We start from the raw sequence: 16,362 nt of genomic DNA, 5'->3' as shown, positions 1-16,362 counted from the left end.
CTCGCCGGTAGCTTCCATGTGAAAACTCGGCAACAATGGAAACCATGACGACGGCGAGCGTGGATGCGACGGCCGACCAGGACCGCAAGGGTCCCGGCCGGCCCCGCAGCGCCCGCGCGGACGAGGCCATCATCGAAGCGGTCATGGCCCTGCTCAGCGGCGGCCAGAGCGCCGACGCGATCTCGATCGAGGCGGTCGCGGCCAGGGCGGGCGTGGGCAAGGCGACGATCTACCGCCGCTGGCCCAACAAGGAGGCGCTGCTCATCGACGCCGTCACCGCGATGAAGGGCCCGTCGCCGGAGCTCGCCGGCGAGTCCGTCCGCGGCGACCTGGTCACCCTCATCGCCGGGATGCGCACCAAGCGCATGGACCACTACGGCAAGGTGACCGCGTGCCTGCTGCCGCAACTGGCCAAGGGCGAGGAGATGCACCGCGTCTACCAGGGCGTGGTCGAGCCGCGCCGGGAGGTCATGCGCGGGGTGCTGCGGCGGGGGATCGCCAGCGGCGAGCTGCGCGCCGACCTCGACGTGGAGCTGACCCTGCTCATGCTGTCGGGGCCGACGCTCGCGCAGAACATCCTGCGGTGGAACCCGAACGTGCCCGACGAGCAGTTCGCCGAGCGCCTCGTCGACGCCGTCCTGCGCGGCGCCCACGCCTGACCCTCCATGATCCTGAATGGTTCCGGTAGCCCCGGCCACCAAAACCATTCGGGATCATGAACGGCACTGGTCAGGCGCGCAGGCGGTGCAGGCGCAGCGCCAGCTGCACCTCCAGCGCACGCTCCGGTTTCTGCCAGTCGGCGCCGAGCAGCTGGCCGATGCGTTCCAGGCGTTGCGTCACCGTGTTCACGTGGACGTGCAGCAGTTCGGCGGCGCGGGCCAGGCTGCCGCCGACGCCGAAGTACGCCTCCAGGGTCTTCACCAGGGCGGTGCCGCGGCGCACGTCGTAGTCGACGACGGGGCCGATGGTCGAGGACAGGAACTGCTCGACGTCGCGGTCCCGGCCGTCGGGGGCGGAGCCCAGCAGCAGGCCGACGAAGCCCAGCTCGGCGGTGCTGGCGCCGGCGCCGCCGCGGCCGAGGGCGGCCAGGGCGATGACGCAGCGGTCGGCGTCGCGGTACGCGGCGGCGATGCCCGCCGGGCCGGTCGCGGGGCCGCCCGCGCCGGCGGTGACCGGGCGGCCGAGGAGCTTGCCCAGGTCGCGGGCGACGGTGCGGGCCATCGGGCCGGCCGCCTCACCGGGCAGCAGGAGCACCACGTGACCGTCGCGCGCCGCGGCCAGGCCGCCGCGGGTCTGGGCGTAGGTCTGCGCCCAGGACACGGCGCGCTGGCGGGCCGAGCCGCCGGTGACGGCGTCCTCGCCGACGGCGACGACGACGTTCGGGGCGTCCAGGTCGACGCCGAGGCGTTTGGCGCGGGTGCGCAGCGCGTCGGCGTCGCGGACCGGGCGGGTGATGACGTCGTCGAGCAGCTCGCCGCGGACCCGGCCCTCGGCCTCGGCGACGGTACGGCGGAAGAGCTGCAGCAGGGCGGTGACGACCGCGGCCCGCTCCAGGATGCGCTGGTCGGCGTTGACGAGGGGATGGTCGGGGCGCAGCACGAGCGCGCCCAGGTTCTCGGCGCCGGCGACGACCGCGGCGACCCACAGGGCGCCCCGGCGCACGCTGCGGCCCTCCGTGCGCGACGCGGCGAGGGCCTCGGCGATGGCGCTGGCGTCGGGCGGCTCCAGGGCGCCGACGCTGGCCTGGCGGCGGCCGTCGGCGTCCAGCACGAGCAGCGCGCCGCCGAGGACCTCGGTGACGACCTCGGCGATGTCCTCCACCCCGGCGCCGCGCAGCACGAGGGCGGTCATGCGGTCGTGGGCGGCCGCGGCGCGCTCGACGGAGTCGCTGTGGGCACGGACCATGCCGTTGGCCGCCGACAGCTCCTCCAGGGCCGCCTGGGTCTCGCCGAGCAGCCGGGCGGTGTCGATCGCGACGGCGGCGTTCGCGGCGAGGGACACCAGCAGCGACACCTCCTCGCGGGCGAACGGGCGGGCCGAGCGGTTCGCGGCGTACAGCACGCCGATGATGCGGGCGCCGAGGCGCAGCGGCACGCCGAGGATCGCCACGAGGCCCTCCTCGCTGACGCCGGCGTCGATGTCGCCGGTGTGCCGGAAGCGGGCGTCCTCGGGGTAGTTGGCCGTCACGTACGGGCTGCCGGTCTGCGCGACGAGCCCGCCGAGCCCGGCGCCCATGGGCAGCCGCAGCGCCTGGAACCGGGCGGAGATCGAGCCGTCGGTGACCCGCATGTACGTGTCGCCGCGCTCCTCGTCGTTGAGGGTCATGTACGCCACGTCGGCGCCGAGCAGCGTCCGGGCCCGGTGCACGATCGCGGCCAGGACGGCGTCGACGTCGCGCAGGCCGGCGAGGTCGCTGGCGGTGTCGAACAGTCCCGACAGCTCCTCCTCACGGCGCCGGCGGCGCTCCAGCAGCGCCCGTACCCGCAGCGCGACGACCTTGGCCTGCTCCAGCTCGGCGATGCGGTCCGGCGGCAGGCCGGCGTTGCGGGCGGCGACGAGCGGGCCCTCGAACTCGACCGCGGCGGCCTCCCGCGCGAGCAGCTCCAGGTACTCCAGCATCGTCACACCACCATTGTGCTAGTGGGCGGTCCAGCCGCCGTCGATGGCGAGCGACGCGCCGGTGATGAACCCCGCGGCGTCGGTGCACAGGTAGGCGACGAGCTCGGCGACCTCGGCGGGCTCGATCAGCCGCTTGATCGCCGCGCTGGTGAGCATGATCTTCTCCACGACCTCGGTCTCGTCGATGCCGTGGGTGGCCGCCTGCGCCGCGATCTGCCCCTCCACCAGCGGCGTGCGCACGTACGACGGGTTGATGCAGTTGCTGGTGACCCCGTGCGGCGCGCCCTCCAGGGCGACGGTCTTGGACAGCCCCTCCAGGGCGTGCTTGGCCGTCACGTACGCCGCCTTGAACGGCGAGGCCCGCAGGCCGTGCACGGAGGAGATGTTGACGACGCGTCCCCAGCCGCGCGCGTACATGTGCGGCAGGATCCGGCGGGTGAGGCGGAACGGCGCCTCCACCATGACCGCCTGGATGTAGGCGAACCGCTCCGGCGGGAAGTCCTGCAGCGGCGCCACGTGCTGCAGGCCGGCGTTGTTGACCAGCACGTCGGCCGCCCAGTGCCCGGCCAGCCGCTCCTCGGCCTCGTCGGGCTCGGAGAGGTCGGCGACCACCGGGACCGCACCGATCTCGTCGGCCAGGAGCTTCAGCGGCTCGGCGTCGCGGTCGACGGCCACGACCCGGGCACCGGCGGCGGCGAGGCGCACGGCGACGCCCCGGCCGATGCCGCTGCCGGCGCCCGTCACCAGCGCGGTCCGGCCGCGCAGGTCCAGGGCGACCACCTGATGCGGGGCAACGGGATGTGGCGTCGTCATGGCGGGAAACGTACGAGCCTTCGCCCGCGCGTCCCATGGGGTCCGCCCACATACCTTCGGGGCACTCGATGTGTGTGTCGCGTTCCTGGTACGGGTGGCGCGTCGGCTAGTGTGTCGAACACACGTTTGAGGGGGTTTCGGTGCGCGTGCTGGGGGTCGACCCGGGGCTGACCCGCTGCGGCGTCGGCGTGGTCGAGGGCGTGCCCGGCCGCCCCTGCCGGCTCGTGCACTACGAGGTGGTCACCAGCGACCCGGAGACGGACCTGGCGCACCGGCTGCTCAACCTCGACCAGCGGCTCACCGCGCTCGTCGCCGAGCACCGCCCGGAGTCCGTCGCGGTGGAGCGGGTGTTCAGCCAGCACAACGTCCGCACCGTCATGGGCACCGCGCAGGCGGGCGCGGTGGCGATCCTGGTCGCGGCGCGGGCCGGCCTGCCCGTGCAGACCTACACGCCGAGCGAGGTCAAGGCCGCGGTCAGCGGCAACGGCTCCGCGGACAAGGCACAGGTCACCGCGATGGTGACCCGGCTGCTGCGGCTGCAGGTCGCGCCCCGGCCCGCCGATGCCGCCGACGCCCTCGCTCTGGCAATCTGTCATGTCTGGAGGGGCGGCACCCGGGACCGCATCCAGGCGGCGCTGAGGAGAGCACGATGATCGCGAGTGTGCGGGGGCGGGTCGCCGCCGTGTCGCCGGACGGGGCCGTGATCGAGGTGGGCGGGGTCGGCCTCGCCGTGCAGTGCTCCCCGCAGACCGTCGCCGACCTGCGGGTCGGCCAGGAGGCGCGGCTGGCCACGTCGCTGGTCGTGCGGGAGGACTCGCTGACCCTGTACGGGTTCGCCGACGACGACGCCAAGCAGTTGTTCGAGCTGCTGCAGACCGCGACCGGCGTCGGGCCGCGGCTGGCCCAGGCGGTCCTCGCGGTGCACAGCCCCGAGGTGGTGCGCCGGGCCATCGCCGGCAACGACACGTCCACGCTGACCCGGGTGCCGGGCATCGGCAAGAAGGGCGCCGAGCGGCTCGTGCTGGAGCTGCGCGACAAGGTCGGCGCGCTGCCCGGCGACGGCGCGGCGCTCGTCGGGGTCGGCGCCGGCGCCGTGTGGGCCGAGCAGGTCCGCCAGGCGCTCACCGGCCTCGGCTGGACCGCCGGGCAGGCCGACCAGGCCGTCGCCGCGGTCGCCGAGCAGCTCGACGGCGGCACCGTCCCGCCGGTGCCGGTGCTGCTGAAGCAGGCCATCCGCATGCTGGGCACGATCCGGTGACCGACCCCCTCGTCAGTGCGTACGCGGCGGAGGAGGAGCGCGCCGCCGAGCAGAGCGTGCGCCCGAAGCGGCTCGCCGAGCTCATCGGCCAGCACCGGGTCCGCGAGCAGCTGGACCTGCTGCTGCAGAGCGCGCTGCGCCGGGGCAGCCCGCCGGACCACATCCTGCTGTCCGGCCCGCCTGGGCTGGGCAAGACGACCCTCGCGATGATCGTGGCCGCGGAGCTGTCCGCCGGCTTGCGGATGACCAGCGGCCCGGCGATCGAGCGCGCCGGCGACCTGGCCGCGGTGCTGACCAGCCTGTCCGCGGGCGACGTGCTGTTCATCGACGAGATCCACCGCATCGCGAAGCCCGCCGAGGAGCTGCTGTACAGCGCCATGGAGGACTTCCGCGTCGACGTCGTGGTCGGCAAGGGGCCCGGCGCGACCGCGATCCCGCTCGACGTCGAGCCGTTCACGCTGGTCGGCGCGACGACCCGCAGCGGTCTGCTCACCGGCCCGATGCGGGACCGCTTCGGCTTCGTCGGCCAGCTGGAGTTCTACGACCCGGACGAGCTGGAGCTGATCATCGCCCGCTCGGCGCGGATCCTCGACGTGCCGATCACCGACGAGGGATCCGTGGAGATCGGCCGGCGCTCCCGCGGCACGCCACGCATCGCCAACCGGCTGCTGCGCCGGGTCCGTGACTACGCGGAGGTGCGCGGCACCGGCGTGGTCGACCTGGCCGCCGCGAAGGCCGCCCTCGCCGTGTACGACGTCGACGAGCTCGGCCTGGACCGGCTGGACCGGGCGGTGCTGCGCGCACTGATCCGCCAGGGCGGGGGACCGGTGGGGCTGTCCACGCTCGCGGTGGCCGTGGGCGAGCAGCCCGACACCGTGGAAGAGGTCTGTGAACCTTTCCTGCTGCGCACCGGACTGCTCGCTCGTACTCCGCGTGGGCGAGTCGCGACGCCGAGTGCATGGCGTCATCTCGGGCTGCCGGTTCCCGCTGGTACCGTCGGTGGCGGAAGCCACGCATCGGGAACGTCGCCGCAAATGCCCGATCTTTTCAGCTTGGAGCCGTAGCGTCCCTAGCTGTCGTGATCGGACCGTGATAGATGCCGGTCTGCGTGTCTTCCGACACACCGACTAGACTCGCCGCGGTCCGCCGCGCGGACTTCATACTTCGCTCGGTGCGCCCAGGCCCCTGGGTCCCGAGCCGACCGGAAGGCCATGATCGTGCTGTACGCCGAGGCACAGGGTTCAGGTGGCAGTGGGTACACCTCCCTGTTGTTCATCGTGGGGATCTTCGCCCTCATCTACTTCATGATGATCCGCCCGCAACAGCGCCGCCGCCGGGAAGTGCAGAACATGCAGTCCACCATGGGGGTCGGCGACGAGATCATCACCGTCGGCGGCCTGTACGGCACCATCCGCAGCCTGGACGACGAGAGCGTCCTGCTGGAGATCGCGCCCGGCGTCACCGCCAGATACGCCAAGGCCGCGATCGGCAAGGTGAACCAGAAGGCCGTCAGCGACGACGCCGTCGAGGACGAGTCCGCCGGCGACCCGGCAGAGGACGAGACGCCCGCGCCGGGCAACACCCCGAAGTCCCTCGACTGACCGCCGATCCGCCGCACCACCACGAACAAGCACGCCGCGCACCCCGCCGGCGTTAGTGCAGGGAGACCCGACAGCCGTGGCACAACCTCAGGCACCGATGCACCCGGGCCGTCAGCTCGGTGTGCTCGGCACCATCTTCGTTCTGCTCGCCATCTGGGTGTGGTTCGGCGGTGACGGCGGCTGGCGCAACCGGCTTGAGCCGAACCTCGGCCTCGACCTCATCGGCGGGACCACGGTCACGCTGCAGGCGAAGACCGACAACGGCAAGCCGCCCACGAAACAGCAGATGGAGACGGCCAAGGACATCATCGACAGCCGGGTCAACGGCCTGGGTGTCTCCGAGGCCGAGGTCCTCATCGAGGGCGACTCCAACATCAACGTCTCCCTGCCGGGCAAGAGCGACGACCGCCTGAAGCAGATCGGCCAGACCGCCGAGCTGCGCTTCCGTATGGTGCGCGGGCAGACCCAGGACATCGCCGACACCGACCCGTCCGCGTCCGCCTCGGCGTCCGCGTCGGAGTCGGCGCCGGCGTCCGGGTCCGCCCCGGCAGCGCCTGCGTCGGCGTCCACCAGCGCGCAGCCCTCCACCTCGGCGTCCGCGCCCGCGTCCTCGGCCCCGGCGTCCGCCGCGCCGTCCGGGTCGGCGCCGGCCTCCTCCGCGCCGCCCGTGGCGGCCGACGTCGCGCAGCAGCGCGCCGACGTGCAGAAGAAGCTCGGCGACGCCGTCTGGGCCGCCGCCATGCAGGAGACCGGGCCGGTCGACCTGTCCGCGGACCCGTCGAAGGCCGCGCTCTACGCGCCGTTCAAGTCGCTGACCCCCGAGGAGGTCGCGGTCCTGCCGCCGGCGATGCAGTTCAACATCCCGTACGTGACCTGCGCCAAGCTCGACAAGCGCCCGGTCGGCTCGATCCGGGACGAGAAGCAGCCCGCGGTCGCCTGCGAGCCCGGGATCAAGTACAGCCTCGACGTCGCCAAGGTGCTCGGCACGGACGTGTCCAAGGCCGACTCGTCGATCGACTCGACCAACGGCAAGTGGATCGTCACCATCTCGTTCAAGGGCGGCGGCCAGGACCGGTGGACGGACCTGACCCGCGAGGCGTACAACAACGGCACCGACAGCAAGCAGGTCGCCGTCGTGCTCGACAACGAGGTCGTCTCCGCGCCGGTCATCGAGAGCGTCATCCCCGGCGACGCGCGCATCACCGGCCAGTTCACCAAGCGCGACACCGAGCTGCTGGCCAACCAACTGCAGTACGGCGCGCTGCCGCTGTCCTTCGTGCCGCAGGACGCGCAGAGCATCTCCGCCACGCTCGGCAGCTCGCACCTGGAGGCGGGCGTGCTCGCCGCCGGCATCGGCCTGCTGCTGGTGGTGCTCTACTCGTTCTTCTACTACCGGCTGCTTGGACTGGTCATCACGCTGAGCCTGGTGCTGTCCGGCGTGATGGTCTACATGGCCCTGATCGTCCTCGGCCGCACCATGGGCTTCACGCTGACGCTCGCCGGGTTCGCCGGCTTCGTCGTGTCGCTCGGTGTCGCCGCCGACTCGTTCGTCATCTACTTCGAACGGCTCAAGGACGAGATCCGGGAGGGCCGCAGCCCGCGCAGCGCCGTCCCGCGCGCCTGGGTCCGCGCCCGCCGCACGATCATCTCGGCCAACGCGATCACCCTGCTCGCCGCCGCGGTGCTGTACTTCTTCTCCATCGGCTCGGTCAAGGGCTTCGCGTTCGCCCTGGGCGTCGCGACCATCATCGACCTCGTCGTCGTGTTCCTGTTCCGCCATCCGATCATGACGTTGTTCGCGCGCAGCAAGGCATTCTTGTCACCGAGGGTGTCCGGCCTCGGCCGGATCGTCGAGCAGCGTCCCGGCGCCGGTGTGGCGTCCTCCGCCCCCCGTCGTAACCGCCCGAAGGAGGTCTGACGATGAGTGGCAAAGGTGGCATCGCAGCCCGGCTCTACCGTGGTGAAGCCAACGTCAACGTCGTCGGTCGCCGGCGGCTCTGGTTCACCGTCGCCGGGATCGCCCTGCTGATCGCGATCGGCAGCATGATCTTCCGGGGCTTCACGCTCGGCATCGAGTTCGAGGGCGGCAACCAGTACAGCGTCCCGGTGAGCGTCGGCTCGCTCGACGACGTCGAGCAGGCGTTCGGCGACGCCGGTGTCGAGGTCAAGACGGGCCAGACGATCGGTGACACGCAGTACGTCATCAAGACCGAGCTGATCACCGACTCGGCCCGGCAGACCGAGATCAAGGAGAAGGTGGCCGACACCTTCAACATCGACCCGACCCAGATCAGCGACAGCGCCGTCAGCACCTCCTGGGGCGGCCAGGTCACCGACAAGGCCCTGCTGAGCCTGGTGATCTTCCTGGCGCTGGTCACGGCGTACCTGGTGTTCCGGTTCGAGTGGCGGATGGCCGCGGCGGCGATCAGCTCGCTGCTGCTGGACCTGGTGCTGACCGCCGGCGTCTACTCGCTGGTCGGGTTCGAGGTCACGCCCTCCACGGTCATCGGCTTCCTGACGATCCTCGGTTTCGCCCTGTACGACGTCGTCGTCGTGTTCGACAAGGTGCAGGAGAACACCCGGGGCATCACCGGCAACAACAACAGCACCTACAGCGAGGCCGCCAACCTGGCGGTCAACCAGACCCTGATGCGCTCCATCAACACCGGTCTGGTCGCGCTGCTGCCCGTCGGCGGCCTGCTCTTCATCGGTGCCGGCCTCCTCGGCGCGGGCACCCTGAAGGACCTCGGCCTGGTGCTGTTCATCGGTATGGGCGTCGCGGTGTACTCCTCGATCTTCTTCGCCACGCCGGTGCTCGCCGAGCTCAAGGTCCGCGAGCCGCGGCTGCAGGCGCACGAGGCCCGGGTGGCGAACCGCCGCGCGAACCTGGCGAAGCAGGCCACCCAGGCACCGCCCGTCGACAGCGACGGCGTGCCGATCGGCAGCGCCGCCGGCAAGTCCGCGGAGCGCTCCGAGCTCGCCGGTGCCGCACCCCGCCCGGGTGCGCGCCCCGGCAGCCGTCCCGGGCAGGCGAAGCGCCCCCGGGCCGGTGGCAGGCCCGGCTCCGGCCGGCGCTGAGCCTTTCACCCACGTTCACCCCGGTACGGGCGTCGCTGTCACAGCGGCGCCCGTGCCGCCGTTTCCAGGAGGTACCTGCGGTGGAGATCTCGAAGCTGGTCGCGAGCAAGGTCGTCGACGTGCCGGACTTCCCCAAGCCCGGCATCCTGTTCAAGGACCTGATGCCGCTGTTCGCCGACGGCCCGGCCTTCGCCGCCGTCATCGACGCGATCATCGCCGAGCACGGCGCGGACAGCTTCGACGTGGTCGCCGGGATCGAGGCCCGCGGCTTCGTGATCGCCGCCGCCATCGCGTACGCCACCGGCAAGGGCGTCGTGCCGGTCCGCAAGGCCGGCAAGCTGCCCCGCCCCACCGTGTCGGCGAGCTACGCCCTCGAGTACGGCGAGGCGGTCCTCGAGGTGCACGAGGACGCGTTCATCGCGGGGGAGCGGGTCCTGGTCGTCGACGACGTGCTCGCGACCGGGGGTACCGCCGCGGCCACCCTCGGACTCGTCGAACGCGCCGGCGGCCGGGTCAGCGGTTTCAGCGTGCTGCTGGAGCTCGCGTTCCTCGGCGGGCGGGAGCGGGTGGCGCCAAGTCCGGTTCATGCCCTGCTGACCGTCTCCTGACCCCGGTTCCGACCGCTTGGAGCCTGGGAATGTCGGTGGGGGCGGGTACGCTTGCGGTTCATACGTTGACGGCGATGAGGAGTGGCCGGTGACCGGCGACATCGCATCCCCGAAGGGGGGTACGGTCAAGCGGATGGGCGCTGCGTCGACACCGGAGGCGGTCCACGTGCCAGACGATCAGCAACAGGCACCGCAGGGCAACGAGCCCGAGACGGCCGAGGCCGGTGGTGTGGTGCTGCAGTTCCCGACCCCCGACGGCGCCGTGGTGCACAACCGGCGCTCGACCGACCCGGGCTACACCGGCCCCCGCGGTCCCGTCCCCGACGCCCCCGCCACCCCGGCGCGCCGCACCGTGGACGACATCGGTGAGGACACCGAGGACCTGACCGAGGCGGCCGGCTCGATGGCCGGCACCGCACTGGGGCTCGTCGGCGCCACGCCGACCGGCCGCCGGGTCCGGGCGCGCCTGGCCCGGTTCAACGCGCCGTGGCAGAGCCCGTCGGTGAGCGAGGTCCTCGAGCCGCTGATCGCGCAGCACAAGGCCAGCCACCCGAAGGCCGACGTGCGGCTGCTGCAGCGGGCGTATGACATGGCCGAGCACTTCCACAAGGGGCAGTACCGCAAGTCCGGCGACCCCTACATCACCCACCCGCTCGCCGTCGCCACGATCCTGGCCGACCTGGGCATGGACACCACGACCCTGGTCGCGGCGCTGCTGCACGACACGATCGAGGACACCGACTACACCATCGAGCGGATCCAGCACGACTTCGGCGGCGAGGTCACGCTGCTCGTCGACGGCGTCACCAAGCTGGACAAGGTCAAGCTCGGCGACGCGGCGAAGGCCGAGACGATCCGCAAGATGGTCGTCGCCATGGCCAAGGACCCGCGGGTCCTCGTCATCAAGCTCGCCGACCGGCTGCACAACATGCGCACCCTGACCTTCCTGCCCCGCCCCAAGCAGGAGCAGAAGGCCAAGGAGACCCTGGAGATCCTGGCGCCGCTCGCGCACCGCCTCGGCATGAACACGATCAAGTGGGAGCTGGAGGACCTGGCGTTCCGCACGCTGTTCCCGAAGCGGTTCGACGAGATCAGCCGGCTCATCGCCGAGCACACCCCGCAGCGCGACTCGCTGCTGCGTACCGTGACCCAGAAGGTCGCCACCGACCTCAAGGCCGCGAAGATCAAGTCCGAGGTGACCGGCCGGCCGAAGCACCTCTACTCCGTCTACCAGAAGATGATCGTCCGGGGCCGCGACTTCGGCGACATCTACGACCTGGTCGGCGTGCGCATCCTGGTCGACACGGTGCGCGACTGCTACGCGGCACTCGGCGTCATCCACGCGAACTGGCAGCCCGTCCCGGGCCGGTTCAAGGACTACATCGCGATGCCGAAGTTCAACATGTACCAGTCGCTGCACACCACCGTGATCGGCCCCACCGGCAAGCCCGTGGAGCTGCAGATCCGCAGCTACGCGATGCACCGCACCGCCGAGTACGGCATCGCCGCGCACTGGCGTTACAAGGAGAGCAAGAACGCCACGATCGCCGGCCCGCCCGCGCACATCGACGAGATGACGTGGCTGCGGCAGCTGCTGGACTGGCAGCGGGAGGCGAGCGACCCGTCGGAGTTCCTCGACGCGCTGCGCTTCGACCTGTCCAGCCAGGAGGTGTACGTCTTCACGCCCAAGGGCGACGTGATCGCGCTGACCACCGGCTCGACCCCGGTCGACTTCGCCTACGCCGTGCACACCGAGGTCGGCCACAAGTGCATCGGCGCCCGGGTCAACGGCAAGCTCGTCCCCCTCGAGAGCACGCTGTCCAACGGCGACGTCATCGAGATCTTCACCTCCAAGTCCGAGACCGCCGGCCCTACCCAGGACTGGCTCGGCTTCGTCAAGAGCCCGCGGGCCCGCACCAAGATCCGGCAGTACTTCAACAAGGAGCGCCGCGAGGAGGCGATCGAGGCCGGCAAGGAGGCGATCGTCAAGGCCATGCGCAAGCAGGGCCTGCCGCTGCAGCGCCTGCTGACCTCCGAGTCGCTCATGACGATCGCCCGCGAGCTGCACCTCGCCGACGTCGCGGCCCTCTACGCCGCCGTCGGCGACGGCCAGGCATCCGCCCAGTCGATCGTCCAGCGCCTCGTCGCGGGCTACGGCGGCGAGGAGGGCGCGGTCGAGGACATCGCCGAGACCGCCATCCCCACCCGCCCGTCACGCACCCGCACCGCCGCCTCCGACCCCGGCGTCGAGGTCCTCGGCGCCGACGACGTCTGGATCAAGCTCGCCCGCTGCTGCACCCCGGTCCCCGGCGACGCCGTCTTCGGCTTCGTCACCCGCTCCGGCGGCGTCAGCGTCCACCGCGACGACTGCGCCAACGCCGCCGACCTCAAGGAGCAGCCGGAGCGGGTCCTGGAGGTCAACTGGAAGCCCACCAGCGCCTCCACGTTCCTCGTCGCCATCCAGGTCGAGGCCCTCGACCGCCACAAGCTCCTCGCCGACGTCACCCGCGTCCTGTCCGAGGAGAAGGTCAACATCCTCTCCGCCACGGTCACCACGACCCGCGACAGGGTGGCGATCAGCAGGTTCAGCTTCGAGATGGCCGACCCGAAGCACCTCAACCACCTCCTGGCCGCCGTCCGCCGCATCGACGGCGTCTACGACGCCTACCGGGTCACGTCCGGCGCCTGACGAGCCCCGCTCCGGCCGCCGCCGGGTGAGCGCTGACGGCTCGCCCGGCCGGCTCGCCCGGCCGGCTCGCCCGGCCGGCTCGCGGGGCTGGCGGCTCGCGGGGCTGGCGGCTCGCGGGGCTGGCGGCTCGCGGGGCTGGCGGCTCGCGGGGCTGGCGGCTCGCGGGGCTGGCGCAGCACCCGCCGTCCCGCCGGCGGGACGGCCGTGGTGATCGAAGTCGTGTCCTGGTCGCGTGGATGGCCACGGCGGGGCTTCGATCAAGCCAGCAAGATCACACGTGGGCTGGCGCAGCACCCGCCGTCACGACGGCGGGACCGCCGTGGTGATCAAAGTCGTGTCCTGGTCGCCCGGGTGACCACGGCGCGACTTTGATCAGCCCGGCAAGATCGCACGTGGGCAGGAGGCGGTGTTCGCTGCTGCGTCGGCTGGATCACCGTGGTGATCGAAGTCGCGCCCTGGTTGCCTGGATGGCCACGGCGCGGCTTCGATCAAGCCGGCAAGATCACACGTGGGTCGGCGCGGTGCCCGCTGTCCGGTCGGCTGGATGACCGTGGTGATCGAAGTCGTGTCCTGGTCGCGTGGATGGCCACGACGGGGCTTCGATCAAGCTGGCAAGATCACACGTGGGCTGGCGCAGCACCCGCCGTCACGACGGCGGGACCGCCGTGGTGATCAAAGTCGTGTCCTGGTCGCCCGGGTGACCACGGCGCGACTTTGATCAGCCCGGCAAGATCGCACGTGGGCCGGAGGCGGTGTTCGCTGCGGCGTCGGCTGGATGACCGTGGTGATCGAAGTCGTGTCCTGGTCGCGTGGATGGCCACGGCGGGGCTTCGATCAAGCCAGCAAGATCACACGTGGGTCGGCGGCGGGCGGCCGTCCCGGCGTCCGCGGGGTCGCGGCCGTTCTCAGGTGGGGTGGAGCGTTGCAAAATCGGCACGCCTCCCAGGTGCCGGAAAGCGGGAAGGGCCGCAGCTCAGAGAGCTGCGGCCCCTTCTCAAGCGAACAAAATCAGCTGGCCGGGCTCATCGTCAGCGAGTTGATCTTCACCTCGGTCTTCGGGGCGCCGTCGCCGGAGGCGGCGGCGGCCGGGTCGCCGGAGGCGGCGGGGTCCGGGACCGTGCCGGCTTCGGCGACCTTCTTGACCAGGTCGAGGCCTTCGGTGACGCGGCCGAGGACCGTGTAGTCGGCCGACAGGGACTCGATGTCCTTGTAGACGATGAAGAACTGGCTGCCGCTGCTGGCCGGGTTCTGGGTCTTGGCGATCGCGACCATGCCCTCGGTGTACGCGGGACGGCGGCCGGTCGGCAGGTTCTCCTCGGCGTAGCGGTACGTCGGGCCGCCGAGGCTGGTGCCGGACGGGTCGCCGCACTGCAGGACGTAGATGCTCTGGGTCACCAGGCGGTGGCACTTGGAGCCGTCGAAGAACTTCTTGCTCGCCAGGTACGTGAAGCTGGCCGCCGCGCACGGGGCGTGCTCGGTGTCAACGTTGATCTTGATGACGCCGACGCTGGTGTCCATGGTCATGACCTGGGACCCGGTGCGGGGCTCGCCGGACGCCGGCGGGGTGCCGACGTCCTTCACCTCCTTGGGGATCTCCGGCGCGGGCGACGCGGACGGGTCGACCAGGGGCAGCCAGGTGCAGCTGGTCGGGGTCGCGGACGCCGAGGCGGAAGCGCCCGCCTCCGCGCCGGTCTTCGTGTCGTCGCCCTTGGTCAGCACGACCACCAGCCATGCCACGCCGAGCAGGACAACCAACCCACCGGCAGTCGCGGCGATCGTCGTGTTCCTGCGCCGTCGGCTGGCTGAGCGCTCTGCGCGGTCGGCCATCTCCCGCTCCAGCCGCGCACGCGCTGCGGCGCGCTGGCGGTCCCGGTTGGAGGTCACGGTTGGTACTCCTTGCTCAGCAGGGATTGGGGTGGTGTTACGACTTGCTGGAGGCGCTGGCCGACGGGGCCGCCGAGGCAGGCGCCGACGAGGCGGGCGCCGAAGCGGGGGCAGACGGGGCCGGCGTCGGGTCCTCCTGCGGGGCGACGTCGGTGACCGTCAGCGAGCTGATCTTCGCCTCGGTCTTCGGCTTGCCGTCGTTGGCGGGCTCGGAGCCGCCGGCGCCGATCTGGGTGAGCACGTCCATGCCGCCGACGATCGTGCCGAAGACGGTGTAGTTCGGCGGCAGCTTGATGTCCTTGAAGACCAGGAAGAACTGGCTACCGTTGGTGTCGACGCCGGAGTTGGCCATCGCGACGGTGCCGGCCGGGTAGAGCACGTTGGTGTCCGCCGGTGCCGACGGATCCGCCGAGGCCGACGGGGCTGCCGAGGGGTCGGTGGCCGGGTCGGTGGCCGGCGGCGGGTTGTTCTCGTCCGGGAAGCGGTACGCGGGGCCGCCGCTGCCGGTGCCGGACGGGTCGCCGCACTGCAGCAGCGAGTCGTTGAGCATCCGGTGGCAGGTGGTGTTGTCGAAGAACTTCTTGCCCGCCAGGTACGTGAAACTCTCCACGGTGCAGGGCGCCTTGCTCGGGTCGAGCTTGGTCGTCACCGTGCCCTGGCCGAGGGCGATCGTCATCGTCTTCACGCCGTTCTTGACGACGTCGTTGGTCCGCGGCTTGCCCACGTCGGTCACGCCGCCACCGGCGTCGATCGGGGTCCAGGCGCAGTCGGAAGCGCGGATCGGCTCGGGGTCGAACCCGCCGGTCTTCCAGATCACGGTCAGGACCAGCAGGGTCAGTGCCACGGCCCCGCCGATGCCGGCCTGCCATTGCCGACGACGCCGTGCCGCTGCCGCCCGACGGGCGATCTGCCGCTCGGTCTTCGCCCGCGCCAAGGCGCGTTGCCGGCTCTTACTGGAAGCCACCGGTGCTCCCCTCCAGGAAAATACGTTTGGGTGCCACGTCACACGCCCGCCAGAGTGTACGGGTAGAAACCGGAACGGTGGTCGCCGCCCGGTCACGGTTCGCTGTGCCTGACCTCCGGATAGGGTCTGAGGGGTTGTCGCGAGGAAATAGACAGGGAGGAGCGCCGCGTTGCTCGTCGCCGGCTTTCCCGCAGAGGCTTTCGGGACCAACTGCTACGTGGTCGCACCGGCGCCCGGTGAGCAGTGCGTCGTCATCGACCCCGGGATCGGGGTCGTCGACCGGCTGGACGCCGTGCTCGCGGAGCACCGCCTGCAGCCCACCGCGGTCCTGCTCACCCACGGCCACCTGGACCACACGTTCTCCGTCACGCCGGTGTGCGGCGCCCGGGGCATCACGGCGTACATCCACCCGGACGACGGCGACATGCTCGCCGACCCGACCAAGGGGCTCAGCACCGACCTGACCGCGCTGTTCGGCGGCCGGCTCACCTGGGCCGAGCCCGAGGACGTCGCGCCGCTCGCCGACGGGATGACGCTCAAGATCGCCGGGCTGGAGCTGGTCGTCGACCACGCGCCGGGCCACACCCGCGGGTCGGTGATGTTCCGGGCCGACAGTGAAATCTTCACCGGTGATGTCCTGTTCAAGGGCTCCATCGGCCGCACCGACCTGCCCGGCGGCAGCATGGCGCAGATGATGGCGAGCCTGCGCGACAAGGTGCTCACGCTGCCCGACGACCTCGTGGTGCTGCCGGGCCACGGGCCGCAGACCACCATCGGCCGTGAGCGCGCCGGCAACCCCTATCTGCGCGAGGCGCAGACCAAGGCACCCACCAAAGGCTGGTAGAGAG

At 71.6% G+C, this 16,362-nt stretch carries 14 protein-coding genes; 10 read left to right on the top strand and 4 right to left on the bottom strand.

Features of this window, described 5'->3' with window-relative positions; all coding sequences use genetic code 11:
• Positions 1-44: 44 nt before the first annotated feature.
• The gene (locus AB0H83_RS07025) at positions 45-659 is read left to right on the top strand and encodes a TetR/AcrR family transcriptional regulator (protein WP_360088154.1); all 615 of its coding nucleotides are present in this window, start codon (positions 45-47) and stop codon (positions 657-659) included.
• A gap of 70 nt (positions 660-729) precedes the next feature.
• Here AB0H83_RS07025 and AB0H83_RS07020 read toward each other — a convergent pair whose 3' ends face one another.
• Positions 730-2,619: a helix-turn-helix domain-containing protein gene (locus AB0H83_RS07020; RefSeq protein ID WP_360088761.1), complete on the bottom strand. Its 1,890-nt coding sequence runs from the start codon at positions 2,617-2,619 to the stop codon at positions 730-732.
• An 18-nt stretch (positions 2,620-2,637) separates the two neighbouring features.
• Positions 2,638-3,432: a 3-hydroxybutyrate dehydrogenase gene (locus AB0H83_RS07015; protein ID WP_360088151.1), complete on the bottom strand. Its 795-nt coding sequence runs from the start codon at positions 3,430-3,432 to the stop codon at positions 2,638-2,640.
• Between the two features lie 140 nt (positions 3,433-3,572).
• Between AB0H83_RS07015 and ruvC the strand changes: the two genes are divergently transcribed.
• From ruvC to AB0H83_RS06975, 8 genes are all read left to right on the top strand, one after another.
• Entirely contained in the window at positions 3,573-4,085 is a 513-nt protein-coding gene (gene ruvC, locus AB0H83_RS07010) for a crossover junction endodeoxyribonuclease RuvC (protein WP_360088148.1), read from the top strand.
• The gene (gene ruvA, locus AB0H83_RS07005) at positions 4,082-4,690 is read left to right on the top strand and encodes a Holliday junction branch migration protein RuvA (RefSeq protein ID WP_360088145.1); all 609 of its coding nucleotides are present in this window, start codon (positions 4,082-4,084) and stop codon (positions 4,688-4,690) included. The genes ruvC and ruvA overlap by 4 nt, the downstream gene beginning before the upstream one ends.
• Positions 4,687-5,754: a Holliday junction branch migration DNA helicase RuvB gene (gene ruvB / locus AB0H83_RS07000; RefSeq protein ID WP_360088142.1), complete on the top strand. Its 1,068-nt coding sequence runs from the start codon at positions 4,687-4,689 to the stop codon at positions 5,752-5,754. The genes ruvA and ruvB overlap by 4 nt, the downstream gene beginning before the upstream one ends.
• A 153-nt stretch (positions 5,755-5,907) precedes the next feature.
• Positions 5,908-6,291 carry a preprotein translocase subunit YajC gene (gene yajC / locus AB0H83_RS06995; RefSeq protein WP_360088758.1) on the top strand — a complete coding sequence of 128 codons (384 nt, stop codon included), beginning with the start codon at positions 5,908-5,910 and terminating at the stop codon, positions 6,289-6,291.
• Positions 6,292-6,367: 76 nt separating this feature from the next.
• Positions 6,368-8,209: a protein translocase subunit SecD gene (gene secD, locus AB0H83_RS06990; RefSeq protein WP_360088139.1), complete on the top strand. Its 1,842-nt coding sequence runs from the start codon at positions 6,368-6,370 to the stop codon at positions 8,207-8,209.
• Positions 8,210-8,211: 2 nt separating this feature from the next.
• Positions 8,212-9,369, top strand: coding sequence for a protein translocase subunit SecF (gene secF / locus AB0H83_RS06985; RefSeq protein WP_360088136.1), 1,158 nt, complete (start codon positions 8,212-8,214; stop codon positions 9,367-9,369).
• Between the two features lie 80 nt (positions 9,370-9,449).
• Positions 9,450-9,977 carry an adenine phosphoribosyltransferase gene (locus AB0H83_RS06980; protein WP_360088133.1) on the top strand — a complete coding sequence of 176 codons (528 nt, stop codon included), beginning with the start codon at positions 9,450-9,452 and terminating at the stop codon, positions 9,975-9,977.
• A gap of 133 nt (positions 9,978-10,110) precedes the next feature.
• The gene (locus AB0H83_RS06975) at positions 10,111-12,666 is read left to right on the top strand and encodes a bifunctional (p)ppGpp synthetase/guanosine-3',5'-bis(diphosphate) 3'-pyrophosphohydrolase (RefSeq protein WP_360088130.1); all 2,556 of its coding nucleotides are present in this window, start codon (positions 10,111-10,113) and stop codon (positions 12,664-12,666) included.
• Positions 12,667-13,674: 1,008 nt separating this feature from the next.
• Here AB0H83_RS06975 and AB0H83_RS06970 read toward each other — a convergent pair.
• Together AB0H83_RS06970 and AB0H83_RS06965 are read right to left on the bottom strand one after the other, a co-directional pair.
• Entirely contained in the window at positions 13,675-14,550 is an 876-nt protein-coding gene (locus AB0H83_RS06970; protein ID WP_360088127.1) for a peptidylprolyl isomerase, read from the bottom strand.
• Positions 14,551-14,587: 37 nt separating this feature from the next.
• A complete protein-coding gene (locus AB0H83_RS06965; RefSeq protein WP_360088124.1) occupies positions 14,588-15,514 on the bottom strand; it encodes a peptidylprolyl isomerase in 927 nt (308 codons plus the stop codon).
• Positions 15,515-15,683: 169 nt separating this feature from the next.
• Here AB0H83_RS06965 and AB0H83_RS06960 point away from each other — a divergent pair, with 169 nt between their 5' ends.
• Entirely contained in the window at positions 15,684-16,358 is a 675-nt protein-coding gene (locus tag AB0H83_RS06960; protein WP_360088121.1) for an MBL fold metallo-hydrolase, read from the top strand.
• Positions 16,359-16,362: the final 4 nt, after the last annotated feature.

The sequence above is a fragment of the Dactylosporangium sp. NPDC050688 genome (assembly GCF_040654515.1).
In the GTDB taxonomy this organism is placed as follows: Bacteria; Actinomycetota; Actinomycetes; order Mycobacteriales; family Micromonosporaceae; genus Dactylosporangium.
This window is presented reverse-complemented; position numbering and strand designations above follow the sequence as displayed.